Genomic DNA, 22,833 nt, shown 5'->3' on the forward strand with positions numbered 1-22,833 from the left:
TCAGGACTCCTGGGTGACGGAGACGAGCACAGACGCATCTGGGCCGTCTCCTTCGATCTTGACGGGGTAAACGGGGACGGGGCGCGTCGCGGGGAGGCCGGACGGCTTGCCGGTGCGCAGGTCGAAACTGGAACCGTGCAGCCAGCACTCGATCGAGCAGTCCTCGACCTCGCCCTCGGACAGCGAGACGTTCGCGTGCGAGCAGATGTCGTTGATCGCGAACACCTCGCCCTCGGTACGCACCAGCGAGACCGGCGTGCCGTCGATCTCCACCCGCTTGGGGGTGTCCTCCGCCAGCTCGCTCAGCGCGGCCACGCGTACGTAGCTCATGCCGCGGCCGCTTCCAGCTCGGCCTCGACCTTGCTCATCAGGCGCTCCTCGACGTCCGGCAGCCCGATCTGCTGGACCAGCTCGGCGAAGAAGCCGCGGACCACCAGGCGGCGCGCCTCGTCGGCCGGGATGCCGCGCGCCATCAGGTAGAAGAGCTGCTCGTCGTCGAACCGGCCGGTCGCCGAGGCGTGGCCGGCGCCGACGATCTCGCCGGTCTCGATCTCCAGGTTGGGCACCGAGTCGACCCGCGCGCCGTCGGTGAGGACGAGGTTGCGGTTGAGCTCGTAGGTGTCGGTGCCGGTGGCCGCCGCCTGGATGAGCACGTCGCCGATCCAGACCGCGTGCGCGTCCTGGCCCTGTAGCGCGCCCTTGTAGGTCACGTGCGAACGGCAGTTGGGGGTGTCGTGGTCGACGAAGAGGCGGTGCTCCTGGTGCTGGCCGGCCTCGGTGAAGTACAGGCCGTACAGCTCGGCCTCACCGCCGGGGCCCGCGTAGTCGATCCGCGGGTGGAGGCGGACCAGGTCGCCGCCGAAGGTGACGACCACGGACTTGAAGGAGGCGTCCCGGCCGATCAGGGCGTTGTGCTGGCCGCAGTGGACGGCGTCGTCGTCCCAGTCCTGGACGGAGACCACGGTCAGCTTGGCGCCGTCGCCGAGGAGGTAGTCGACGTTGGCGGCGAGCACCCCGGAGCCGGTGTGGTCGATGACCACGACGGCCTCGGCGAACGCGCCCAGCTCGATCACCTGGTGGCCGAAGGCGGTGCCGCCCTCGCCGTGCACCCGGATCCGGATCGGCTCGGCCAGCACCGTCTCCTTGGGGACGGAGACCACCGACGCCTTCTCGAAGGCGCTGTACGCCTGGGCGGCGATCCGGTCCACCGGCTTGCCGGCCTTGCCGACCCGCGGGTCGGTGCGGTCGACCAGCTCGTGGGTGACGCCCTCGGGTGCGGAGATGTCGACCTTCAGGTCGGGACCGCCGGCCGCGGCGCTGCCGTCGTGCAGGCCCTTGAGCCGGGCGAGCGGCGTGAACCGCCACTCCTCCTCGCGGCCGTGCGGCACCGGGAAGTCCGCCACGTCGTAGGACGGCGGGGCGCTCATCCGGGTGGCGACGGTGGACTCCGCGGCCACCGCGACGGAACCGGCGGTCGTGGACCCCAGGGGGATGGTCGCCGGGTTGTTCTGAGCCTCAGCCATGGCTGTCGTCTAGCTCGCTTTCTGGTTCTTCAGGGAGTCGGTCGCTGCGTGGGGCCGGTCAGCCGACCGCGCCTTCCATCTGCAGCTCGATCAGCCGGTTGAGCTCCAGCGCGTACTCCATCGGCAGCTCGCGGGCGATCGGCTCGACGAAGCCGCGCACGATCATCGCCATCGCCTCGTCCTCGGACAGGCCGCGCGCCATCAGGTAGAAGAGCTGGTCCTCGCTGACCTTGGAGACCGTCGCCTCGTGGCCCATGGACACGTCGTCCTCACGGACGTCCACGTAGGGGTAGGTGTCCGAGCGGGAGATGGTGTCCACCAGCAGCGCGTCGCAGAGCACGTTGGACTTCGAGCCCGCGGCGCCCTCGCCGATCTCGACCAGACCGCGGTAGGAGGTCCGGCCGCCGCCCCGCGCCACCGACTTGGAGACGATGTTGGAGGAGGTGTTCGGCGCCATGTGGACCATCTTGGAGCCGGCGTCCTGGTGCTGGCCCTCGCCCGCGAAGGCGATGGACAGGGTCTCGCCCTTGGCGTGCTCGCCCATGAGGTACACCGCCGGGTACTTCATGGTGACCTTGGAGCCGAGGTTGCCGTCGACCCACTCCATGGTCGCGCCCTCGTAGGCGACGGCGCGCTTGGTGACCAGGTTGTAGACGTTGTTCGACCAGTTCTGGATCGTCGTGTAGCGGCAGCGGCCGCCCTTCTTGACGATGATCTCGACGACCGCGGAGTGCAGCGAGTCGGACTTGTAGATCGGCGCGGTGCAGCCCTCGACGTAGTGGACGTAGGCGTCCTCGTCGACGATGATCAGCGTCCGCTCGAACTGGCCCATGTTCTCGGTGTTGATCCGGAAGTACGCCTGGAGCGGGATGTCCACGTGGACGCCCTTGGGCACGTAGATGAACGAGCCGCCGGACCAGACCGCGGTGTTCAGCGACGCGAACTTGTTGTCACCGACGGGGATGACCGTGCCGAAGTACTCCTGGAAGAGCTCCGGGTGCTCCTTGAGCGCGGTGTCGGTGTCCAGGAAGATGACGCCCTGCTTCTCCAGGTCCTCGCGGATCTGGTGGTACACGACCTCGGACTCGTACTGCGCGGCGACACCGGCGACCAGGCGCTGCTTCTCCGCCTCGGGGATGCCCAGCTTGTCGTAGGTGTTCTTGATGTCCTCGGGCAGCTCCTCCCAGGAGGCGGCCTGCTGCTCGGTGGAGCGGACGAAGTACTTGATGTTGTCGAAGTCGATGCCCGACAGGTCCGAGCCCCAGGTGGGCATGGGCTTCTTGTCGAACAGCTTCAGCCCCTTGAGGCGCAGCTTGAGCATCCACTCCGGCTCGTTCTTCTTCGCCGAGATGTCGCGGACGACGTCCTCGGAGAGACCGCGCTTCGCCGAAGCGCCGGCCACGTCGGAGTCGGCCCAGCCGTATTCGTACTTGCCCAGGCCCTCGAGCTCAGGGTGAGCAGTCTCCGTGGGGAGCGTCATGCGGGGTTCCTCCCGGCCGTGCTTGCAGATGCTGTGGTGGTCTGTGGGGTGCGCCCACCGGTGCGGTGGGCGGCCTTGCCGGCGCCGGCCTTCGGGACGAAGGTCGTGCACACCCCGTCGCCGTGGGCGATGGTGGCAAGGCGCTGTACGTGGGTCCCGAGCAAGCGGGAGAAGACCTCGGTCTCCGCCTCGCAGAACTGCGGGTACTGCTCGGCGACGTGGACGACCGGGCAGTGGTGCTGGCAGAGCTGTTCACCGAGCTGGGGGTTGGGGGCGCTGCGCGCCGTAGCAGCGTACCCGTCCGCGGTCAACGCCTTCGCCAGGGCCTCGGTGCGGGCCTCCGGGTCGGCGCTCTCGACCGCCTCGCGGTACCCCTCGGCCTGGGCGGCGAGCCGGGCCCGGGCGAACGCGGCGACCGCCGCCTCGCCCTCGGCGCCGCCGCCCGCGCTCCGCGCGATCCAGCGCAGGGCGTCGGCGGCGAGGTCGTCGTACGCCTGGTCGAAGGCGTCGCGGCCGCAGTCGGTGAGGGCGAACGCCTTGGCCGGCCGGCCGCGCCCGCGGGCGCCGTAGACGCGCTTCTCGCGGGGCTCCACGACGCCCTCGGCGACCAGCGCGTCCAAGTGGCGGCGGACCGCGGCCTGCGTCAGCTCCAGCCGGAGCGCCAGCTCGGCCGCGGTGGACGGACCGTGGTCGAGAATGGAGCGGGCGACGCGGTTGCGGGTGCCGCGCTGCTCGTCGTGCGCAGGCGCGGAGGCGGCGGGGCCGGCGGGCTGCCGGGCCGCTGGCCTGTTCCGTTCCTCGCTCACGTTTTTCACAACGCCATTGTTGCGTAATTCGCCGGAGCGATTCAACCCTCGTCCGGATCACGGACAGGTGGCCTCGATCACTAAGGGTTACCTAATTCCGCGGTGAGTGGTGACGCTCCGGAATCGCCGCGGCCCCCGCCGCCGGCACCGTCCCGCGGACCGTCCGGTCCCCCGCTCCCGCCGCCCCCGGCCCGCTCCGTAGACTGCCCGGCATGCCCAGCACCTCCCCGGGGGACGCCCCCCGATCGCCCGGCCGTGAGCCCGCCGTCGAGGTCACCGGCCTGGTCAAGCGCTACGGGGCCAAGACCGCCGTGGACGGGCTCGACCTCACCGTCGCCCGCGGCAGCGTGACCGCCGTCCTCGGCCCCAACGGCGCCGGCAAGACCACCACCGTCGAGATCTGCGAGGGCTACCGCCGCCCGGACGCCGGACGGGTCCGCGTCCTCGGCCTGGACCCGGTCGCCGACGCCGCCGCCCTGCGGCCCCGGATCGGCGTGATGCTCCAATCGGGTGGCATCTACGCGGGCGCCCGCGCGGAGGAGATGCTGCGGCACACCGCCACCCTGCACGCCCACCCCCTGGACGTGGAGCCGCTGATCGAGCGGCTCGGCCTGGGCAGCTGCGGGCGGACGCCCTACCGGCGGCTGTCCGGCGGCCAGCAGCAGCGGCTCGCCCTGGCGATGGCCGTGGTCGGCCGTCCCGAGCTGGTCTTCCTGGACGAGCCGACCGCCGGCCTGGACCCGCAGGCCCGGCGCGCCACCTGGGACCTCGTCCGGGAGCTGCGCACCGACGGCGTCAGCGTGGTGCTGACCACCCACTTCATGGACGAGGCCGAGCAGCTCGCCGACGACGTCGCGATCATCGACGGCGGCCGGGTCGTCACCCAGGGCAGCCCCGAGGAGCTGTGCAAGGGGGGCGCCGAGAACAGCCTGCGCTTCTCCGGCCGCCCGGGCCTGGACGTCGCCTCGCTGCTGAAGGCGCTGCCCGCCGACAGCGCGGCCGCCGAGCTCACCGCCGGCACCTACCGCGTCCAGGGCCGGATCGATCCCCAGCTGCTGGCCACCGTCACCTCCTGGTGCGCCCAGAACGGCGTCATGCCCGACGCGATAGCCGTCGAACGGCACACCCTGGAGGACGTCTTCCTGGAACTGACCGGCAAGGAGCTGCGCGCATGACCACCGCGACCGGTACCGGTACGTTCACCCCGCGTCCCGGGGCGGCCCCGCTGCCCCGGATGATCCGCGCGCAGGCCGCCCTGGAGACCAGGATGCTGCTGCGCAACGGCGAGCAGCTGCTGCTCACCGTCGTCATCCCGACCCTGCTGCTGGTGCTGTTCTCCACCGTCCGGATCATCGACACCGGCGCCGGGGAACCGGTGGACTTCCTCGCGCCCGGCGTGCTGGGGCTGGCCGTGATGTCCACGGCGTTCACCGGGCAGGCCATCGCCACCGGCTTCGAGCGGCGCTACGGCGTGCTGAAGCGGCTGGCCGTCTCGCCGCTGCCGCGCTGGGGCCTGATGACCGCCAAGACGTGCGCGGTGCTGGTCACCGAGGTCCTCCAGATCGCGCTGCTCACCGTGGTCGCGCTCGCGCTGGGCTGGTCGCCGCACGGCAACCCCCTCACGGTGGCCCTGCTGCTGGTCCTGGGCACCGCCGCGTTCTCCGGGCTGGGGCTGCTGATGGCCGGCACCCTCAAGGCCGAGGCCACCCTCGCCGCCGCCAACCTGGTCTTCCTGCTGCTGCTGGTCGGCGGCGGGGTGATCGTGCCGCTGGCGAAGTTCCCGGCCGCGGCCCAGCAGGTGCTCCAGTTCCTGCCGATCTCCGCGCTGTCCGACGGGCTGCGCACGGTCCTGGCGCACGGTGCCGGGCTGCCCTGGGCGGACCTCGGCATCCTGGCCGTCTGGGCCGTCCTGGGCCTGGGCGCCGCCGCGAAGTTCTTCCGCTGGGAGTAACCCCGGGCCACCCGCGGCGCGCGGCACATCGGGCCCCCCTCGTGAAAACACGCACAAGCCGCGGCCTACGATGTCTCACGTGCCGAACACGCTGAACCCCCTTGAGCTGATCGCCCGCCGCTGGCAGCCGTCCGCGCGCTTCATCGAGCGGGCGGCGTTCGCCACCGTGGTGATGGCCGTGATCATCGTCGTGACCGGCGGCGCGGTCCGGCTGACCGAATCCGGCCTGGGCTGCTCGTCGTGGCCCCGCTGCACACCGGGCAGCCTCACCCCGACCGCCGAGATGGGCGTCCACGGCCTCATCGAGTTCGGCAACCGCCTGCTGACGTACGTCCTGTGCGCGTTCATCGGGCTGTTCATCATCGCCGCCCGGGCCCGCGCCCCCCGCCGCCGCTCGCTCACCCGGCTCGGCTGGGCGCAGTTCTGGATCGTCATGGGGAACGCGGTCTGGGGCGGCATCGTCGTGCTGACCGGCCTGAACCCCTACCTCGTCGCCGCCCACTTCCTGCTGACCACGGCCCTGCTCACGGTCTCCGTACTGGGCTGGCAGCGGGCCAAGGAGGGCGACGAGGAGCCGCGCGACGTGGTCGCCCGGCCCATCCGCCAGCTGGCCTGGCTGCTGGTCGTGGCGACCGGCGCGCTGACCGTCATCGGCACGGTCGTCACCGGCACCGGCCCGCACGCCGGCGACGCGCACGAGGTGCACCGCATCCCGCTGAACTGGCAGGAGGTCACCCAGCTCCACGTCGACTTCGTCTACATCGTGGTCGGCCTGAGCGTGGCCCTGTGGTTCGTGCTGCGCGCGGTCAAGGCCCCGGCCCTGCCGCGCCGGGCGGCGCTGGAGCTCCTCGGGTGCCTCGCCTTCCAGGGCGTCATCGGCTACATCCAGTACTTCACCGGCCTGCCGGAGGTCGTCGTCGGGCTCCACATGCTGGGCTCGACCCTGGTGTGGATCGTCGTGCTGCGGGTCAGCCTGTCGCTGCGCGACCGCGGTCCGCTCCCGGTGGACGACCCGGCCCCGGCGGACGCCGGCGAGGTGGCGGACGGTCAGCTCGCCCCGGCCGCCAGCCGGTAGACCCGGCGCGCGGTCCCCGAGCCGACCAGCTCGGTGATCCGCCGCCCGTCCGCGGCGCCGCACAGCCCCTCGGCGGTCCACTCCCCCACCACGCGCGCCAGGCCCCGGGCGAACAGCCGCGCGGCGGCCACGTACAGCTCCGGCAGGCCGCGCGCGCCCGAGGAGAACAGCAGCTTGCCGAACGGCGCCCGGGCCAGCGTCTCCTCCGGGAACGGGCCGGCGTCCGCGTAGACGTGGGCGTGCACGGCGGCGAACCGGGCGGCCCGCCGGTGGTACGGGGCCGCCGGCAGCAGTACCAGATCGCAGCCGAGCCCGGCGGTGGCCCGCAGGAAGGGCGCCAGCGGCTGCGGATCGGCGCAGTGCAGCTGCACCGGCAGGCCGGTCGCCACCGCGCTCCACAGCAGGTGCCGGACGAGCGCGGGCTCCGCGAGCCGGTCCCCGGGGCGGCGGCCGCGCAGCCAGCGGTCGGCGGCCCGCCGGACCTCGCCCGCCTCCGGGGCCCGCCCGTCGCAGAAGGCCGCGCCGGACGCGAAGGCGGTGGCGTGCTGGGCGGCGGAGTAGAGGGCCTCGGCGGTGTAGCCGAGGAAGGCCGCGACGCTGCCGGAGGTGTCGGCGACCTGCTCGGCGAGCGGTTCGAGCCGGACGATCTCGTAGGCGCGGGCCCCGGCGGCCGCGGCGAGTTCACCGGCCGAGGTCAGGGAGGCCGGGGCGCCGGCCTCCACCAGGAACGTGCCGATACCGGCGCCGCCCAGCAGCCTCCGCTGGGCGTGGAAGGCGCCCAGCTCGCGCCGCCGGGCCAGATAGCGCACCGGCGGGCAGGAGGGCTCCAGGCCGAGCAGCGGCGGGCACCAGCGGCGTATCGCCAGGCCGGTGCGGGTGTCGAAGTGGCTGGTGCCGGCCGGGGCCGGGCCGTGGGCGCCGGTCGCGGCGGCCAGCTGCGCCTCGAAGGAGCCCAGGCCCAGTTCGCCGTGGCCGGCGCCGTGGCTGTGCTGGTCGATGAGCGGGGGGAGTGTGTCCATCCGCCTCTCCTCGCCGTCGGCGCGCGGGGCGTGGCCGGGCCACCGCGCCCGGTGAGCCTAACGGGCGAGCGGGTGGTGAGGTAGCGGGCGGTGCGCCCCGGCGCACGGCACCGGGGCGGCGTCCCGGGGGGCTTACGAAGCGGCGGGGTTGGCCGGGCCGCCCACCTGGATCCCGGCCATCCGGGACCACTCGTAGGGGCCGGTGCGGACCTTGGCGGCCAGCTCGCCGTCGAAGTCGTCGCGGAGCTCGATACCGGCCCGCTCGGCGGCCTGCCGCGCGGCCGGGAGGCTGTCGGCGACGAGGGTGCCCCACTCGCCGTTGGCACCGACCAGGGCGATCCGGGTGCGGCCGCGGCCGATGTGGGCGAGCTGGCCCTCGGCGCTGCCGCCGTGCGTGCGCGCGAAGGCGCGGATCTGCCGGGCGAGCCGGTCGGCCTGCTTGCCGGCCCGCTTCTCCGCCGTCGTCGCGGTGGCCGTACCGCCGGCCGCCGCCTGCCCGTCCGCCTGCTGGGTGTCTGCCATACCAGCATGCTACCCACCGGTAGCGCCTTTGTGGGGGTGATCCCCCACACCTCCCGGCCCGGCGCCACGGCCCGGCGCCCCGGCCCGGTTCCCCGGCCGGGAGGTGGGTAGGCGGCTAGCGCAGGAAGGGGTCCACCGCGATGGCGACGAAGAGCAGCGAGACGTAGGTGATGGACCAGTGGAAGAGGCGCATCTCCTTGAGCTTGGGCCCGGTGATCCCGGCCTTGGCGCGGGACTGGAGGGCGTGCGCCTCGCGGAGCCAGAAGGCGCCGCAGGCGAGCGCGACCCCGGTGTAGAACCAGCCGGTGTAGCCCAGCGGCTGGAGCAGCAGCGAGACCGCGACCATCGCCCAGCTGTAGAGGACGATCTGCCGGGCCACGACCTTGTTGCCCGCGACGGCCGGCAGCATCGGCACGCCGACCCGCTTGTAGTCGTCGGTGACCTTCATCGACAGCGGCCAGTAATGCGGCGGCGTCCAGAAGAAGATGACGAGGAAGAGGATGAACGAGGCCCACGAGACGCGGTTGGTGACCGCGGACCAGCCGATGAAGACGGGCATGCAGCCCGCGATGCCGCCCCAGACGATGTTCTGGCTCGTCCGCCGCTTGAGGATCATCGTGTAGACGACGACGTAGAAGAGCAGCGCGCCGAGCGACAGCATCGCCGACAGCGGGTTGACGAGGTACCAGAACAGCGCGGTGGAGCCGACCGTGAGCGCGGAGGCGAAGACCAGGCACTCGCGCGGCGAGACCATGCCCGTCACCAGCGGACGCTGGGAGGTGCGGTCCATCATCGCGTCGATGTCGCGGTCGAGGTACATGTTGAAGGCGGCGGCCCCGCCGGCGGAGAGGTATCCGCCGACGCAGGTGGCCAGCACCAGCCACAGATCCGGGACCCCGCCGGCCGCCAGGAACATCACCGGCACCGTCGTCATCAGCAGAAGTTCGATGACCCGCGGCTTGGTCAGCGCCACGAACGCCTTGAGCCGGGCACCGAACGGCCGGTTACCGGGACTCCCGGGGACCTGAGAGAGCCCCCCCGCAGGACGGGTTTCGACGGCCGTCACGCACACCCCTGGAAGTAACGTCAGCGGCCGCAGCCGCGGAGATAAGGCCAGCAAGCTCCGCCGGCGGAGAACACCCGGTAAAGGCTTGCGCTTACCACGCCACTTTAGACGTTGGCCATACGGCGGCTCTCGCGGGGGTGGGGTCGTGTTGGGGGCCCGGTCCCCGGAGCACCCCGCCGCGTCCGCTCCGGCGTTCGGGAGGCGAGGGTGCCCCGGGCCCGGCAGTCTGGTCGTAGGCGCAGCCCGCCGGTGCCGGGAATGCCCGAGGTGCCGGGTTGGTTGCACTAAGCGACAAAAGCGTTTCCGCGATACCCCGCCGAGTGAGCGCGGAACCCCCCGACTGAGCACCGACTGAGCGCCGAAATCGCCGACTGAGCGTCGAAAAGGAGCGCCCTGGTACGGGGGTAGGCTCGACACCGCCTGGGCGGACATTCCGTCCGCGTTCGACATGTGGAGAGGAGCCCTGACTCAGGGTGAGCACCAAGCCGACCACCACAGATTTCGAGTGGACCGAACTGGACCAGCGGGCTGTGGATACCGTCCGCGTCCTGGCCATGGATGCCGTGCAGAAGGTCGGTAACGGCCATCCGGGTACGGCCATGAGCCTGGCACCCGCCGCCTACGTGCTGTTCCAGAAGCTGATGCGGCACGACCCGGCGGACGCGGACTGGACCGGCCGGGACCGGTTCGTCCTCTCCGCCGGACACTCCAGCCTGACGCTCTACATCCAGCTCTACCTGGCCGGCTACGGCCTGGAGCTGGACGACCTCAAGAGCTTCCGCACCTGGGGCTCGAAGACCCCGGGCCACCCGGAGTACGGCCACACCACCGGCGTGGAGACCACCACCGGCCCGCTGGGCCAGGGTGTCGCCAACGCCGTGGGCATGGCGATGGCCGCCCGCTACGAGCGCGGTCTGTTCGACCCGGACGCGGCACCGGGCACCTCTCCGTTCGACCACACCATCTGGGCCGTCGCCGGTGACGGCTGCCTCCAGGAGGGCATCGCCGCCGAGGCGTCCTCCATGGCCGGCCACCAGAAGCTGGGCAACCTCGTCCTGCTGTGGGACGACAACCACATCTCCATCGAGGGCGACACCCAGACCGCGGTCTCCGAGGACACCCTCAAGCGCTACGAGTCCTACGGCTGGCACGTCCAGCGGGTGGACCAGCTGCCCAGCGGCGACCTGGACCCGGCCGGTCTGGCCAAGGCCCTGAAGGCGGCCCAGGAGGAGACCGAGCGCCCGTCGTTCATCGCGGTCCGCTCGATCATCGCCTGGCCGGCCCCGAACGCCCAGAACACCGAGGCCGCGCACGGCTCCGCGCTGGGCGAGGAGGAGGTCGCCGCCACCAAGCGCGTGCTGGGCTTCGACCCGGAGCGCAGCTTCGAGGTCGCCGACGAGGTCCTGGCGCACACCCGTGCGGCCCTGGACCGCGGCCGTGAGGCCCGCGCCGAGTGGGACAAGGCGTTCGCCGCCTGGCGGACCGCCAACCCCGAGCGCGCCGCGCAGTTCGACCGGATCGCCGCGGGCGACCTGCCCGAGGGCTGGGAGGACCACCTGCCGGCGTTCGAGACCGGCAAGGCGGTGGCCACCCGTGCCGCCTCCGGCAAGGTGCTCCAGGCGCTGGGCGCGGTCATCCCCGAGCTGTGGGGCGGCTCCGCCGACCTGGCGGGGTCGAACAACACCACCATCGACAAGACCTCGTCGTTCCTGCCGAAGGGCAACCCGCTGCCGGGCGCCGACCCGTACGGCCGCACCGTCCACTTCGGTATCCGCGAGCACTCCATGGCCGCGGAGATGAACGGCATCGCGCTGCACGGCAACACCCGCATCTACGGCGGCACCTTCCTGGTGTTCTCCGACTACATGCGCAATGCCGTCCGGCTGTCCGCGCTGATGCACCTGCCGGTGACGTACGTGTGGACGCACGACTCCATCGGCCTGGGCGAGGACGGCCCGACCCACCAGCCGGTCGAGCACCTGGCCTCGCTGCGCGCCATCCCGGGCCTGAACGTGGTCCGCCCGGCCGACGCCAACGAGACCGCGCTCGCCTGGCGCGAGATCATGCGCCGCTGGACCAAGGAGTTCCGCGTCGGGGCCCCGCACGGTCTCGCGCTGACCCGCCAGGGCGTGCCGACCTACGACGCCGACGAGAACACCGCCAAGGGCGGCTACGTCCGCTTCGAGGCCGCCACGGCCGACGGTGCGCCCGCCGAGCCGCAGGTGGTGCTGATCGGCACCGGTTCCGAGGTGCAGCTGGCGGTGGCCGCCCGCGAGCAGCTCCAGGCCGAGGGCATCCCGACCCGCGTGGTCTCGATGCCGTGCGTGGAGTGGTTCGAGGAGCAGGACCAGGAGTACAAGGACAGCGTCCTGCCGCCGTCGGTCAAGGCCCGGGTCGCGGTCGAGGCCGGCATCGGGCTGACCTGGTACCGCTACGTCGGGGACGCCGGCCGGATCGTGTCGCTGGAGCACTTCGGCGCCTCCGCCGACGGCAAGCTGCTCTTCCGCGAGTTCGGCTTCACCCCGGAAGCGGTCGCCACCGCCGCCCGCGCCTCGCTCGCCGCCGCCGCGCGCTGACGCCCGTACACGACTAGTAGGAGATGCTTAAACCCATGACAGACGCACTCAAGCGCCTTTCCGACGAGGGCGTGGCGATCTGGCTGGACGACCTGTCGCGCAAGCGCATCACGTCCGGCAATCTGGCCGAACTGATCGACCAGCAGCACGTCGTCGGCGTCACCACCAACCCCTCGATCTTCCAGAAGGCGATCTCCTCGGGCGACGGCTACGAGCCGCAGGTGCGCGACCTCGCGGTCCGCCGGGTCACCGTCGAGGAAGCCATCCGCATGATCACCACGGCGGACGTCCGGGACGCGGCCGACGTGCTGCGCCCGGTCTTCGACGCCACCGGCGGCCAGGACGGCCGGGTCTCCATCGAGGTCGACCCGCGGCTGGCGCACAACACCGAGGCGACCGTCGCCGAGGCCAAGCAGCTGGCGTGGCTGGTGGACCGCCCGAACACGCTGATCAAGATCCCGGCCACCGAGGCGGGCCTGCCGGCCATCACCGAGGTGATCGGCCTGGGCATCAGCGTCAACGTCACGCTGATCTTCTCGCTGGAGCGCTACCGCGCGGTGATGGACGCCTACCTCGCGGGTCTGGAGAAGGCCAAGGCCGCGGGCCTGGACCTGTCCAAGATCCGTTCGGTGGCCTCGTTCTTCGTGTCCCGGGTGGACACCGAGATCGACAAGCGCCTGGAGCGGCTCGGCACCGACGAGGCCAAGGCCCTCAAGGGCAAGGCCGCACTGGCCAACGCCCGGCTCGCGTACCAGGCGTACGAGGAGGTCTTCTCCTCGGAGCGCTGGGCGGCCCTGGACAAGGCCGGCGCCCACAAGCAGCGCCCGCTGTGGGCCTCGACCGGTGTGAAGGACCCGGCGTACAAGGACACCCTGTACGTGGACGAGCTGGTCGCCCCGGGCACCGTCAACACCATGCCGGAGGCCACCCTGGAGGCCACCGCCGCCCGCGGTGAGATCACCGGTGACACGGTGCGCGGCACCTACGCCGCCGCCCAGGCCGACCTCGACGCCCTCGCCGCGCTCGGCATCTCGTACGACGAGGTCGTGCAGCTCCTGGAGGAGGAGGGCGTGGAGAAGTTCGAGGCGTCCTGGAACGACCTGCTCAAGTCGACGGAGGCGGAGCTGTCGCGCCTCGCTCCCTCGGAGGGCTGATCCCTTGACCGCTGTTCATGGAGCGAATCCGCTCCGTGACGCCGCGGACCGACGGCTCCCGCGCATCGCGGGGCCGTCGGGCCTGGTCATCTTCGGCGTCACGGGTGATTTGTCACGTAAAAAGCTGATGCCTGCCGTTTACGACCTGGCGAACCGCGGTCTGCTGCCGCCAGGTTTCTCGCTGATCGGCTTCGCCCGCCGCGAGTGGGAGAACGAGGACTTCGCGCAGGAGGTGTACGAAGCCGTCAAGCAGCACTCCCGTACGCCGTTCCGCGAGGAGGTCTGGCAGCAGCTGGTGCAGGGCTGCCGCTTCGTCCAGGGCAACTTCGACGACGACGAGGCGTTCGAGACCCTCAAGACCACCATCCACGAGCTGGACAAGGCCCAGGGCACCGGCGGCAACTTCGCCTTCTACCTGTCCGTCCCGCCGAAGTTCTTCCCCAAGGTCGTCCAGCAGCTGAAGAAGCACGGGCTGGCCGACCAGAAGGAGGGCTCCTGGCGCCGGGCGGTCATCGAGAAGCCGTTCGGCCACGACCTGGCCAGCGCCCAGGAGCTGAACCGGATCGTCCACGAGGTCTTCCCGCCCAACGAGGTCTTCCGGATCGACCACTACCTGGGCAAGGAGACCGTCCAGAACATCCTGGCGCTGCGGTTCGCCAACACCATGTTCGAGCCGCTGTGGAACCGCTCGTTCGTCGACCACGTGCAGATCACGATGGCCGAGGACATCGGCATCGGCGGCCGGGCCGGCTACTACGACGGCATCGGCGCGGCCCGCGACGTCATCCAGAACCACCTCCTCCAGCTGCTCGCGCTGACCGCCATGGAGGAGCCCGCCTCCTTCGAGGCGGACGCCCTGGTCGCGGAGAAGACCAAGGTGCTCGGTGCCGTCCGGCTGCCCAAGGACCTGGCCCGGGAGACCGTCCGGGCGCAGTACACCGAGGGCTGGCAGGGCGGCGAGAAGGCCGTCGGCTACCTTCAGGAAGAGGGCATCGACCCGGCGTCGAAGACCGACACCTACGCCGCGATCAAGCTGGGGATCGACAACCGCCGCTGGGCGGGCGTCCCCTTCTACCTGCGGACCGGCAAGCGCCTGGGCCGCCGGGTCACCGAGATCGCGGTGGTCTTCCAGCGCGCCCCGCACTCGCCGTTCGACCACACCGCCACCGAGGAGCTGGGGCAGAACGCCCTGGTCATCCGGGTGCAGCCGGACGAGGGCGTGACCGTGCGGTTCGGCTCCAAGGTCCCGGGCACCTCGATGGAGGTGCGCGACGTGTCGATGGACTTCGCGTACGGCGAGTCCTTCACGGAGTCCAGCCCCGAGGCGTACGAGCGGCTGATCCTCGACGTGCTGCTCGGCGACGCCAACCTCTTCCCGCGGCTGGAGGAGGTCGAGCTGTCCTGGAAGATCCTCGACCCGATCGAGGAGTTCTGGGACAAGCACGGCAAGCCCGCGCAGTACCCGGCGGGCACCTGGGGCCCCGACGAGGCGGACGAAATGCTCGCACGAGACGGACGGAGCTGGCGTCGGCCATGAAGATCGATCTGACGGAAACCACGGCCAGCAAGATCAACAAGGCGCTGGTGCAGGGGCGCCGCGCCGTCGGCACCCCGGCCATCGGCATGGTGCTCACCCTCGTCATCGTCACCGACGAGGAGAACGCCTACGACGCGCTGCGGGCGGCCAACGACGCCTCCCGCGAGCACCCCTCGCGCACCCTCGTCGTCATCAAGCGGGTCAGCCGGTCGCCGCGCGACCGCGCCAAGGCCCGCCTGGACGCCGAGGTGCGGGTGGGCACGGACGCCGGCACCGGCGAGACGGTGGTGCTGCGGCTGTACGGCGAGGCGATCGACCACGCCCAGTCGGTGGTGCTGCCGCTGCTGCTGCCGGACGCCCCGGTCGTCGTCTGGTGGGCCGTCAACGCCCCGCTGAACCCCGCCAAGGACCCGCTCGGTGCGCTGGCCCAGCGCCGGGTCACCGACGCCTACGCCGCCGAGCAGCCCATCGAGGAGCTGACCGGCCGCGCCGACACCTACACCCCCGGCGACACCGACCTGTCGTGGACCCGCATCACGCCCTGGCGCTCGATGCTGGCGGCGGCGCTCGACCAGGCGCCGTGCACGGTCTCCTCGGCCGTGGTCGAGGGTGAGGAGTTCAACCCCAGCTGCGAGCTGCTCGCCATGTGGCTCGCCGACCGGCTGGGCGTCCCGGTCACCCGCGCCGTCTCGGCCGGTCCCGGGCTCACCGCGGTCCGGCTGGAGTCCACTGCCGGAACGATTGTCCTGGACCGTCCGGACGGCTCGCTGGCCACGCTGTGCATGCCCGGCCAGCCGGACCGCGCGGTGGCGCTCAAGCGGCGGGAGACCTCCGAGCTCCTCGCCGAGGAGCTGCGCCGGCTCGACCCGGACGACATCTACGCCGCCGCGCTGAAGTACGGCGTGGACCGGCTCCAGCTGCCGGGTTCCGGCCCGGTCGCCGGGAGCCCCGACGGCCCGGCGGACGCCCCGTCCGCCCCGGCGGAGACCGGTGAGACGGCGCAGGCGGGTGACGGGGCCGAGGCCGGTGGCGCGGCCGCCAAGCCGGCGGCGAAGAAGGCCGGCAAGAAGGCGGCCGCCAAGTGAGCGCACCGCAGGTCGTCGTCCACCGCGACAAGGAGCTGATGGCCCGGGCCGCCGCGGCCCGGCTGATCACCCGGATCGTCGACGCCCAGTCGGCCCGCGGCTCCGCCTCCGTCGTGCTGACCGGCGGGCGCAACGGCAACGGGCTGCTCGCGGCCCTGGCCGAGGCGCCCGCCCGGGACGCGGTCGACTGGTCCCGGCTGGACCTGTGGTGGGGCGACGAGCGGTTCCTGCCGGACGGCGACCCGGAGCGCAACCACACCCAGGCCCGCGAGGTGCTGCTGGACAGCGTCCCGCTGGACCCCGCCCGGGTGCACCCGATGCCGTCCTCGGACGGCGCGTACGGCCATGACGCGGACGCCGCCGCCGAGGCGTACGCAGCCGAACTCGCCGCCGCCGCGGGGCCCGAGCACTACCGCTCGGCGGCGGCCGACGCGGGCGGCCCGGTGCCGTCCTTCGACGTGCTGCTGCTCGGCGTCGGCCCGGACACCCATGTCGCCTCGCTCTTCCCCGAACTCCCCGGAGTCCGGGAGCGGGAGCGGACGGTGGTCGGGGTGCACGGCGCGCCCAAGCCGCCGCCCACCCGGATCTCGCTGACCCTGCCGGCGATCCGCGCGGCCCGCGAGGTCTGGCTGCTGGCGGCCGGTGCCGACAAGGCCAACGCGGTGGCCATGGCGCTCTCCGGAGCCGGGGAGATCCAGGCCCCGGCGGCCGGTGCGCGCGGCCGCGGCCGCACCCTGTGGCTGCTGGACGAGGCGGCCGCGGACCAGCTGCCGCGCGGCCTCTACCCGCCGGCCTCCTCCTGACCCGGAGCCCGGCTCCCGGCCCCTACGGCGACGGCCCCGCACCTGCACCGGTGCGGGGCCGTCGCCGTAGTGCCCGTCAACGCCCGCGCAGCTCGCGGTACTTGGCGACCAGGCCGGCCGTGGAGGCGTCCAGGCCCGGCACCTCCGCGCCCTCGGTGAGGGCCGGCTCGACGCGCTTGGCCAGGACCTTGCCCAGCTCGACGCCCCACTGGTCGAAGGAGTCGATGTTCCACACCGCGCCCTGGACGAACACCTTGTGCTCGTAGAGCGCGATCAACTGGCCCAGTACGGACGGGCTCAGCTCCGCGGCCAGGATCGTGGTGGTGGGGTGGTTGCCGCGGAACGTGCGGTGCGGCACCAGCTCCTCGGCGACGCCCTCGGCGCGCACCTCGTCCGGCGTCTTGCCGAACGCCAGCGCCTGGCCCTGCGCGAAGAGGTTGGCCATCAGCAGGTCGTGCTGGGCGACCAGATGCGGCTGGAGGTCCGCCACCGGCCGGGCGAAGCCGATCAGATCCGCCGGGATCATCTTGGTGCCCTGGTGGAGCAGCTGGTAGTAGGCGTGCTGGCCGTTGGTGCCGGGAGTGCCCCAGACCACCGGGCCGGTCTGCCAGGCGACGGCGTTGCCCTGGCGGTCCACGGACTTGCCGTTGGACTCCATGTCGAGCTGCTGGAGGTAGGCGGTGAACTTGGTGAGGTAGTGGCTGTAGGGCAGGACGGCGTGCGACTGGGCGTCCCAGAAGTTGCCGTACCAGATGCCCAGCAGGCCCAGCAGGAGCGGGGCGTTCTCCTCCGGCGGGGCGGTCCGGAAGTGCTCGTCGACGAGGTGGAAGCCGGCCAGCATCTCGCGGAACCGCTCCGGGCCGATCGCGATCATCAGCGACAGGCCGATCGCCGAGTCGTACGAGTAGCGGCCGCCGACCCAGTCCCAGAACTCGAACATGTTGGCGGTGTCGATGCCGAACGCGGCGACCTTCTCGGCGTTCGTCGACAGCGCCACGAAGTGCTTGGCGATCGCCTCCGCCCCGGCGCCGAGACCGGCCAGCAGCCAGTCCCGGGCGGACGCGGCGTTGGTGAGGGTCTCGATGGTGGTGAAGGTCTTCGAGGCGATGATGAACAGCGTCTCGGCCGGGTCCAGGTCGCGGACCGCCTCGTGCAGATCGGCGCCGTCCACGTTGGAGACGAAGCGGAACTGCATGTCCCGGTGGGTGTAGGCGCGCAGCGCCTCGTACGCCATCGCGGGGCCCAGATCCGAGCCGCCGATACCGATGTTGACGACCGTTTTGATGCGCCGGCCGGTGTGGCCCTTCCACGCGCCGCCGCGGACCCGGTCGGCGAAGGCGGCCATCTTGGTGAGCACCGCGTGCACCTCGGGGACGACGTTCTCCCCGTCGGAGGTGATGACCGCCGAGGAGGGCGCGCGCAACGCGGTGTGCAGCACGGAGCGGTTCTCGGTGAGGTTGATCTTCTCACCGCGGAACATCGCGTCCCGCAGCCCGGCCACGTCGGTCGCCGCGGCCAGTTCCCGCAGCAGCCGCAGCGTCTCGTCGGTGACCAGGTGCTTGGAGTAGTCCAGATGCAGATCGCCGACCCGGAGGGTGAACCGCCCCGCGCGGCCGGGATCCTTGGCGAACAGTTCCCGCAGGTGCACCTCCCGCAGCTGCTCGCGGTGCTTGCTCAACGCGGTCCACTCGGGCATCTGGTCGAGCCTGCTGTGGCCTTCTGCGTTCATTCGGACATCAGCCTTCTTCATCTCGTAGCGGCCCCGCCGTCCTCCAACCTAATTGATCAGAACGCGGTGGGGGCACCACCCGCTCCCGCAGGGGAGTCGGGAGCGGGGGAAGGCAGCCGGCCGCTCGCGGACGGCGCGCGCTCGCCGCGGCGCAGGGCCGGTATCAGCACCAGGGTGCCGAGCCCCAGCAGGGCGGCGGCCAGCAGCGCCGGGGAGCCGGGGCCCAGGGCCACCGCGGCCGCACCGCCCAGCAGCGCGCCCAGCGGCGTCCCGGCGAGGGAGACGGTGCGGAAGGCGGCGCTCGTCCGCCCCAGCATCCCCTCGGGAGCGCGCTGCTGCACCACCGTGGTCTCCAGGACGTTCCACACCGTGCCGGCGAGGCCGAACAGGCCCAGCGCCAGGGCCGCCGGCCACAGCGCGCGCACCGTCCCGAACACCACCAGCACCACCGTCTGCGCCGCGCCGGCCAGGAGGACGGTGCGCAGCTGCCCGCCGGCCCGGGCCGCGATCCGGGCGGCCAGCAGCCCGCCGAGCACCGTGCCGGCGCCGTAGGCCGTGGTCACCGCGGCATAGCCGTGGTCCCCGGCGCCCAGCCGGTCCTTGACGATGACGACCAGTTCGGCGATCAGCGCGCCGATGCCGGTGTTGCCCAGCGCCACCGAGCAGCAGAACCAGCGCAGCACGCCGTCGCGCCACAACGCCCGCAGCCCGGCGGCCACTTCCCGCCGCAGGGTGCGCCCCGGAGCGGCCGGCGGACGGGGCGGTGCGCCGGTGCGCAGCGAGGCGACCAGCGCGGCGGCGAGCAGATACGTCGCCGCGTCCGCCGCGAAGGGCAGTGCGAGGCCCACCCCGATCAGGGCCGGCGCCAACGGCCCGCCGACGAACCGCCCGGCGACCTGCTGAGCGGTCATCAGACGGGCGTTGGCTGAGGTCAGCGCCTCCTTGGGCACCACCGCCGGCAGCAGGGCCGTGGCGGCGTTGTCGAAGAGCGTCTGGAGGGTGGTGAGCGCGAAGGCCAGCGCCAGCAGCAGCCCGATCCGGGCCGCACCGGCGGCCACCGCCAGCGCGAAACCGCCCATCAGCAGTCCGCGCAGCACATCGACCGCCCACATCGCGCGCCGCTGGTCCACGCGGTCCGCGACCGCCCCGCCCACCAGGCCGAACAGCAGCCACGGCGCGAACCCGCAGGCGGTGACCAGCGCGATCAGCAGCGGATCGGCCGTCAGGGCATGGGCGAGCAGCGGGAGGGCGGTGCCCGTCAGGGCGTCACCGAAGCGGGAGACCGCGGCCGCGCTCCACAGCCGCCCGAAGCCACCGCGCCAGGCGGCCGCGCCACCTCCCCCCGCCCCGCCCGCTTCCGCAACCGCCATGCCCGCCCCCGCCGCCGCACGTCCCACCGGACCCCCGCGCGGGATCCGCACCTGTCCGCAACGGTACGGCCGGCCACTGACAACGGGCCTGCGGCACTTTCCCCGGCCGGGTCCTCAGATGCGCCGGCCCGGTCCGGGAACGCCGCGGCCCGGCCGGAGGGGCGGTCCCCTCCGGCCGGGCCGGTGGTGCGAGGCGGCAGGAACGTCCGGTGCCGTGCCGTCAGATCTCGCCGCGGAGCTTGGCGAGCGCCTCCGCGAGGATCGCCTCGCCATCGGCGTCGCTGCGGCGCTCCCGGACGTAGGCGAGGTGCGTCTTGTACGGTTCGGTGCGCGGCGGGTCCGGCGGGCTGTCCCGGTCCTTGCCGGCCGGGAAACCACAGCGGGGGCAGTCCCAGGTGTCCGGCACCTGGGCATCACCGGCGAAGCTGGGCTGCGTCTCGTGCCCGTTGGAGCACCAGAAGGAGATGCGGATGCGCGGCGCGGACTCGCCGCGCTCGGCCTCCCCCATCGGCCCCGCCCCGACCCGACTTCCTCGGATCGCGTTGCCACTTGCCACGGTCGTAACTCCCTGCGTCATGGTGCCGCGTGCCTCTCGCAGCGACTCCTCGCTGCGGGCGCCCCAGTCTACGTAAGGCCCAACGCGCGTCCAATGACACGAGTTACCGTCCCAGGACGCCGCCCTCATGATAGGCCGCGCCCCCGACGGTATGTCAGCTGCCGAGCTTGACCAGGATGCCGAGCACGACGATGCAGGCGAACCAGAGCAGGCCCACCACGATGGTGATGCGGTCGAGGTTCCGCTCGGCGACCGAGGAGCCACCGACCGTGGACTGCATACCGCCACCGAACATGTCGGACAGGCCGCCGCCCTTCCCCTTGTGCATGAGCACCAGCATCATCAGCAGGAGGCTGAAGATGATGAGGGCGATCGAGAACCCGATGACCACGGCTGGACCAACTCTCTGAGGACTGTCGGACGGGACGCGCCGGCCTCCCGGCGGGCCGGACGGTGCGGGGCCGGGGCGGTGCGCTGGACACCGAACCCGGCCCCGACAGGGTACGACGGGCCGGGCCCGTCGTCATAGCTGCTACTGATCGCGGAAGCGGACGATCTTCACGAATTCGTCCACGTCCAGGGACGCGCCGCCGACCAGGGCGCCGTCCACGTCCGGCTGCGCCATGATCGCCGCGACGTTGCCGGACTTGACCGAGCCGCCGTACTGGATGCGGACCTTGTCGGCCACCTCCTGGCCGTAGAGCTCGGCGAGGCGGCCGCGGATGGCCGCGCACACCTCCTGCGCGTCCTCGGGGGTGGCGACCTCGCCGGTGCCGATGGCCCACACCGGCTCGTAGGCGATCACCAGGGTCCCGGCCTGCTCGGCCGGGACGTCCTTCAGGCCGCCGTCGACCTGGGCGAGGGTGTGCGCGACGTGGTTGCCGGCCTTGCGGACGTCCAGGCCCTCGCCGACGCAGAGGATCGGGGTCAGACCGTGCTTGAAGGCGGCCTTGACCTTGGCGTTGCAGATCTCCTCGTCCTCGCCGTGGTACTGGCGGCGCTCGCTGTGGCCGACGGCCACGTAGGCGCACCGGAACTTGGCCAGCATGGCGCCGGAGATCTCGCCGGTGTAGGCGCCGGAGTCGTGCGCCGAGAGGTCCTGGGCGCCGTACTTGATCTTGAGCTTGTCGCCGTCGACCAGGGTCTGCACCGAGCGCAGGTCGGTGAAGGGCGGCAGCACCGCCACCTCCACCTGGTCGTAGTCCTTGTCGCTGAGCGCGAACGCGAGCTTCTGGACGTGCGCGATGGCCTCGAGGTGGTTGAGGTTCATCTTCCAGTTGCCCGCCATGAGCGGGGTGCGGTCACTCACAGGTGTTCAGTCCTCCAGAGCGGCGAGGCCGGGGAGCGTCTTGCCTTCGAGGTATTCGAGGCTGGCGCCGCCGCCGGTCGAAATGTGGCCGAAAGCATTCTCGTCGAAGCCGAGCAGGCGCACGGCGGCGGCCGAGTCACCGCCACCCACGACGGTGAAGGCGTTCGAGTCCAGCAGGCCCTGCGCGACGGCCTTGGTGCCGTTCGCGTAGTCGGGGTGCTCGAAGACGCCCATCGGGCCGTTCCAGAAGACGGTGGCCGCGTCGGCGAGCTTGGCGGCGTACAGCTCCCGGGTCTTCGGGCCGATGTCCAGGCCCTCCTTGTCGGCCGGGATGGCGTCCGAGGCGACGGTGTCCGGGTTGGCCGGGGTCTTGCCCTTGAGGTCCGGGAACTCGGCCGAGACCAGCACGTCGACCGGGAGCACGAACTCCACACCGCGCTTCTCGGCGCGCGCGAGGTACTCCAGGCAGGCCGGGATCTGGTCCTTCTGGAGCAGCGAGATGCCGACCTCGTGGCCCTTGGCCGCCAGGAAGGTGTAGGCCATCCCGCCGCCGACCAGGATGCGGTCGGCCTTGTCGATCAGCTGGTCGATGACGGCGAGCTTGTCGGAGACCTTGGCGCCGCCGAGCACCACCACGTAGGGGCGCCGGACGTCGTGGGTGAGCTTCTTCAGGACGCCGACCTCGGTGGCGATCAGGTCGCCGGCGGCGTGCGGCAGCCGCCCGGGCAGGTCGTAGACCGAGGCGTGCTTGCGGTGCACGGCGCCGAAACCGTCGCCGACGTAGAGGTCGGCGAGGTCGGCGAGCCGGTCGGCGAAGGCGCCGCGCTCGGCGTCGTCCTTGCTGGTCTCGCCGGCGTTGAAGCGGAGGTTCTCCAGGACCGCCACCCGGCCGTCGGCCAGCTCCGCGGTCACCGCGCGGGCGGACTCCCCGACCGTGTCGGCGGCGAACGCCACCTCCTGGCCGAGGAGTTCGCCCAGCCGCCGGGCCGCGGGGGCCAGCGAGAAGGCGGGGTCCGGGGCGCCCTTGGGGCGGCCCAGGTGCGAGGCGACGATCACCTTGGCGCCGAGCCCGGTGAGCTTGGTGATCGTCGGGACGACGGCACGGATCCGGCCGTCGTCGGTGATGGTGGTGCCGTCCAGGGGGACGTTGAGGTCAGCGCGGACGAAGACCCGCTTGCCCGCAACGCCTTCCTTGGCGAGATCGTCGATCGTCTTCATGTGAAGTGACTCCGTTGTAGTCCGTCAAGGGACTGTATCCGCCATGGGACGGGG

The 22,833-nt window shown here is 72.1% G+C and carries 21 protein-coding genes; 8 read left to right on the forward strand and 13 right to left on the reverse strand.

What is annotated here, in order from left to right:
• The 4 genes from MUU72_RS02305 to MUU72_RS02320 are packed head-to-tail and all read right to left on the reverse strand — an operon-like array spanning position 1 to position 3,818.
• Positions 1-330, reverse strand: a complete 330-nt coding sequence (locus MUU72_RS02305; RefSeq protein WP_248011375.1) for a non-heme iron oxygenase ferredoxin subunit — start codon at positions 328-330, stop codon at positions 1-3.
• On the reverse strand, positions 327-1,523 hold the full coding sequence (sufD, locus tag MUU72_RS02310; protein ID WP_248011376.1) for a Fe-S cluster assembly protein SufD: 1,197 nt from the start codon (positions 1,521-1,523) through the stop codon (positions 327-329). The genes MUU72_RS02305 and sufD overlap by 4 nt, the downstream gene beginning before the upstream one ends.
• Positions 1,524-1,581: 58 nt before the next feature.
• The gene (sufB, locus tag MUU72_RS02315; RefSeq protein WP_248011377.1) at positions 1,582-3,003 is read right to left on the reverse strand and encodes a Fe-S cluster assembly protein SufB; all 1,422 of its coding nucleotides are present in this window, start codon (positions 3,001-3,003) and stop codon (positions 1,582-1,584) included.
• Positions 3,000-3,818, reverse strand: a complete 819-nt coding sequence (locus tag MUU72_RS02320; RefSeq protein WP_248011378.1) for a helix-turn-helix transcriptional regulator — start codon at positions 3,816-3,818, stop codon at positions 3,000-3,002. The genes sufB and MUU72_RS02320 overlap by 4 nt, the downstream gene beginning before the upstream one ends.
• Positions 3,819-4,021: 203 nt before the next feature.
• Between MUU72_RS02320 and MUU72_RS02325 the strand changes: the two genes are divergently transcribed.
• From MUU72_RS02325 to MUU72_RS02335, 3 genes are all read left to right on the forward strand, one after another.
• On the forward strand, positions 4,022-4,984 hold the full coding sequence (locus MUU72_RS02325; RefSeq protein WP_248011379.1) for an ABC transporter ATP-binding protein: 963 nt from the start codon (positions 4,022-4,024) through the stop codon (positions 4,982-4,984).
• A complete protein-coding gene (locus MUU72_RS02330) occupies positions 4,981-5,760 on the forward strand; it encodes an ABC transporter permease (RefSeq protein ID WP_248011380.1) in 780 nt (259 codons plus the stop codon). Before MUU72_RS02325 ends, MUU72_RS02330 begins: the two co-directional genes overlap by 4 nt.
• Before the next feature lie 79 nt (positions 5,761-5,839).
• Positions 5,840-6,835, forward strand: coding sequence for a COX15/CtaA family protein (locus MUU72_RS02335; RefSeq protein WP_248011381.1), 996 nt, complete (start codon positions 5,840-5,842; stop codon positions 6,833-6,835).
• On the opposite strand, the gene MUU72_RS02340 is transcribed toward MUU72_RS02335, so the two are convergent.
• From MUU72_RS02340 to MUU72_RS02350, 3 genes are all read right to left on the reverse strand, one after another.
• Complete coding sequence (locus tag MUU72_RS02340; RefSeq protein ID WP_248011382.1) at positions 6,808-7,854, reverse strand: amidohydrolase; 1,047 nt, start codon at positions 7,852-7,854, stop codon at positions 6,808-6,810. The two genes, MUU72_RS02335 and MUU72_RS02340, sit on opposite strands and share 28 nt — an antisense overlap.
• 132 nt (positions 7,855-7,986) lie before the next feature.
• On the reverse strand, positions 7,987-8,376 hold the full coding sequence (locus tag MUU72_RS02345; RefSeq protein WP_248011383.1) for a type 1 periplasmic-binding domain-containing protein: 390 nt from the start codon (positions 8,374-8,376) through the stop codon (positions 7,987-7,989).
• 115 nt (positions 8,377-8,491) lie between these two features.
• Positions 8,492-9,442 carry a heme o synthase gene (locus MUU72_RS02350; protein ID WP_248011384.1) on the reverse strand — a complete coding sequence of 317 codons (951 nt, stop codon included), beginning with the start codon at positions 9,440-9,442 and terminating at the stop codon, positions 8,492-8,494.
• A gap of 473 nt (positions 9,443-9,915) precedes the next feature.
• Between MUU72_RS02350 and tkt the strand changes: the two genes are divergently transcribed.
• The 5 genes from tkt to pgl are packed head-to-tail and all read left to right on the forward strand — an operon-like array spanning position 9,916 to position 16,597.
• Complete coding sequence (gene tkt / locus MUU72_RS02355; protein WP_248011385.1) at positions 9,916-12,018, forward strand: transketolase; 2,103 nt, start codon at positions 9,916-9,918, stop codon at positions 12,016-12,018.
• Positions 12,019-12,053: 35 nt separating this feature from the next.
• Complete coding sequence (tal, locus tag MUU72_RS02360; protein ID WP_248011386.1) at positions 12,054-13,172, forward strand: transaldolase; 1,119 nt, start codon at positions 12,054-12,056, stop codon at positions 13,170-13,172.
• Between the two features lie 4 nt (positions 13,173-13,176).
• Entirely contained in the window at positions 13,177-14,709 is a 1,533-nt protein-coding gene (gene zwf, locus MUU72_RS02365) for a glucose-6-phosphate dehydrogenase (RefSeq protein ID WP_248011387.1), read from the forward strand.
• The gene (gene opcA / locus MUU72_RS02370; RefSeq protein WP_248011388.1) at positions 14,706-15,794 is read left to right on the forward strand and encodes a glucose-6-phosphate dehydrogenase assembly protein OpcA; all 1,089 of its coding nucleotides are present in this window, start codon (positions 14,706-14,708) and stop codon (positions 15,792-15,794) included. Before zwf ends, opcA begins: the two co-directional genes overlap by 4 nt.
• Positions 15,791-16,597: a 6-phosphogluconolactonase gene (gene pgl / locus MUU72_RS02375; protein WP_248011389.1), complete on the forward strand. Its 807-nt coding sequence runs from the start codon at positions 15,791-15,793 to the stop codon at positions 16,595-16,597. The genes opcA and pgl overlap by 4 nt, the downstream gene beginning before the upstream one ends.
• A 76-nt stretch (positions 16,598-16,673) precedes the next feature.
• Here pgl and pgi read toward each other — a convergent pair whose 3' ends face one another.
• The 6 genes from pgi to MUU72_RS02405 all read right to left on the reverse strand — a co-directional run bounded on the left by pgi (position 16,674) and on the right by MUU72_RS02405 (position 22,779).
• Positions 16,674-18,326, reverse strand: coding sequence for a glucose-6-phosphate isomerase (pgi, locus tag MUU72_RS02380; protein ID WP_248011390.1), 1,653 nt, complete (start codon positions 18,324-18,326; stop codon positions 16,674-16,676).
• Positions 18,327-18,382: 56 nt separating this feature from the next.
• Entirely contained in the window at positions 18,383-19,696 is a 1,314-nt protein-coding gene (locus MUU72_RS02385; RefSeq protein ID WP_248011391.1) for an MFS transporter, read from the reverse strand.
• Between the two features lie 220 nt (positions 19,697-19,916).
• Positions 19,917-20,252 carry an RNA polymerase-binding protein RbpA gene (locus MUU72_RS02390; RefSeq protein ID WP_016578660.1) on the reverse strand — a complete coding sequence of 112 codons (336 nt, stop codon included), beginning with the start codon at positions 20,250-20,252 and terminating at the stop codon, positions 19,917-19,919.
• Between the two features lie 154 nt (positions 20,253-20,406).
• Positions 20,407-20,643, reverse strand: coding sequence for a preprotein translocase subunit SecG (gene secG, locus MUU72_RS02395; protein WP_066973461.1), 237 nt, complete (start codon positions 20,641-20,643; stop codon positions 20,407-20,409).
• Positions 20,644-20,784: 141 nt separating this feature from the next.
• Positions 20,785-21,561 (reverse strand): triose-phosphate isomerase, encoded by a 777-nt coding sequence (tpiA, locus tag MUU72_RS02400; RefSeq protein ID WP_248011392.1) that lies wholly within the window; start codon positions 21,559-21,561, stop codon positions 20,785-20,787.
• A 6-nt stretch (positions 21,562-21,567) separates the two neighbouring features.
• Positions 21,568-22,779 carry a phosphoglycerate kinase gene (locus MUU72_RS02405; RefSeq protein WP_248011393.1) on the reverse strand — a complete coding sequence of 404 codons (1,212 nt, stop codon included), beginning with the start codon at positions 22,777-22,779 and terminating at the stop codon, positions 21,568-21,570.
• Between the last annotated feature and the right edge of the window lie 54 nt (positions 22,780-22,833).

It is taken from the genome of Streptomyces rhizoryzae, from assembly GCF_023155275.1.
Classification (GTDB): Bacteria; Actinomycetota; Actinomycetes; order Streptomycetales; family Streptomycetaceae; genus Streptomyces; species Streptomyces rhizoryzae.

Excerpts from the sequence above, each read along its gene's own strand:
- MUU72_RS02305 (WP_248011375.1), bottom strand. The coding sequence starts at position 330 with ATGAGCTACGTACGCGTGGCCGCGCTGAGCGAGCTGGCGGAGGACACC.
- sufD (WP_248011376.1), bottom strand. The coding sequence starts at position 1,523 with ATGGCTGAGGCTCAGAACAACCCGGCGACCATCCCCCTGGGGTCCACG.
- sufB (WP_248011377.1), bottom strand. The coding sequence starts at position 3,003 with ATGACGCTCCCCACGGAGACTGCTCACCCTGAGCTCGAGGGCCTGGGC.
- MUU72_RS02325 (WP_248011379.1), top strand. The coding sequence starts at position 4,022 with ATGCCCAGCACCTCCCCGGGGGACGCCCCCCGATCGCCCGGCCGTGAG.
- MUU72_RS02330 (WP_248011380.1), top strand. The coding sequence starts at position 4,981 with ATGACCACCGCGACCGGTACCGGTACGTTCACCCCGCGTCCCGGGGCG.
- MUU72_RS02340 (WP_248011382.1), bottom strand. The coding sequence starts at position 7,854 with ATGGACACACTCCCCCCGCTCATCGACCAGCACAGCCACGGCGCCGGC.
- MUU72_RS02345 (WP_248011383.1), bottom strand. The coding sequence starts at position 8,376 with ATGGCAGACACCCAGCAGGCGGACGGGCAGGCGGCGGCCGGCGGTACG.
- tal (WP_248011386.1), top strand. The coding sequence starts at position 12,054 with ATGACAGACGCACTCAAGCGCCTTTCCGACGAGGGCGTGGCGATCTGG.
- opcA (WP_248011388.1), top strand. The coding sequence starts at position 14,706 with ATGAAGATCGATCTGACGGAAACCACGGCCAGCAAGATCAACAAGGCG.
- pgi (WP_248011390.1), bottom strand. The coding sequence starts at position 18,326 with ATGAACGCAGAAGGCCACAGCAGGCTCGACCAGATGCCCGAGTGGACC.
- MUU72_RS02385 (WP_248011391.1), bottom strand. The coding sequence starts at position 19,696 with ATGGCGGTTGCGGAAGCGGGCGGGGCGGGGGGAGGTGGCGCGGCCGCC.
- MUU72_RS02405 (WP_248011393.1), bottom strand. The coding sequence starts at position 22,779 with ATGAAGACGATCGACGATCTCGCCAAGGAAGGCGTTGCGGGCAAGCGG.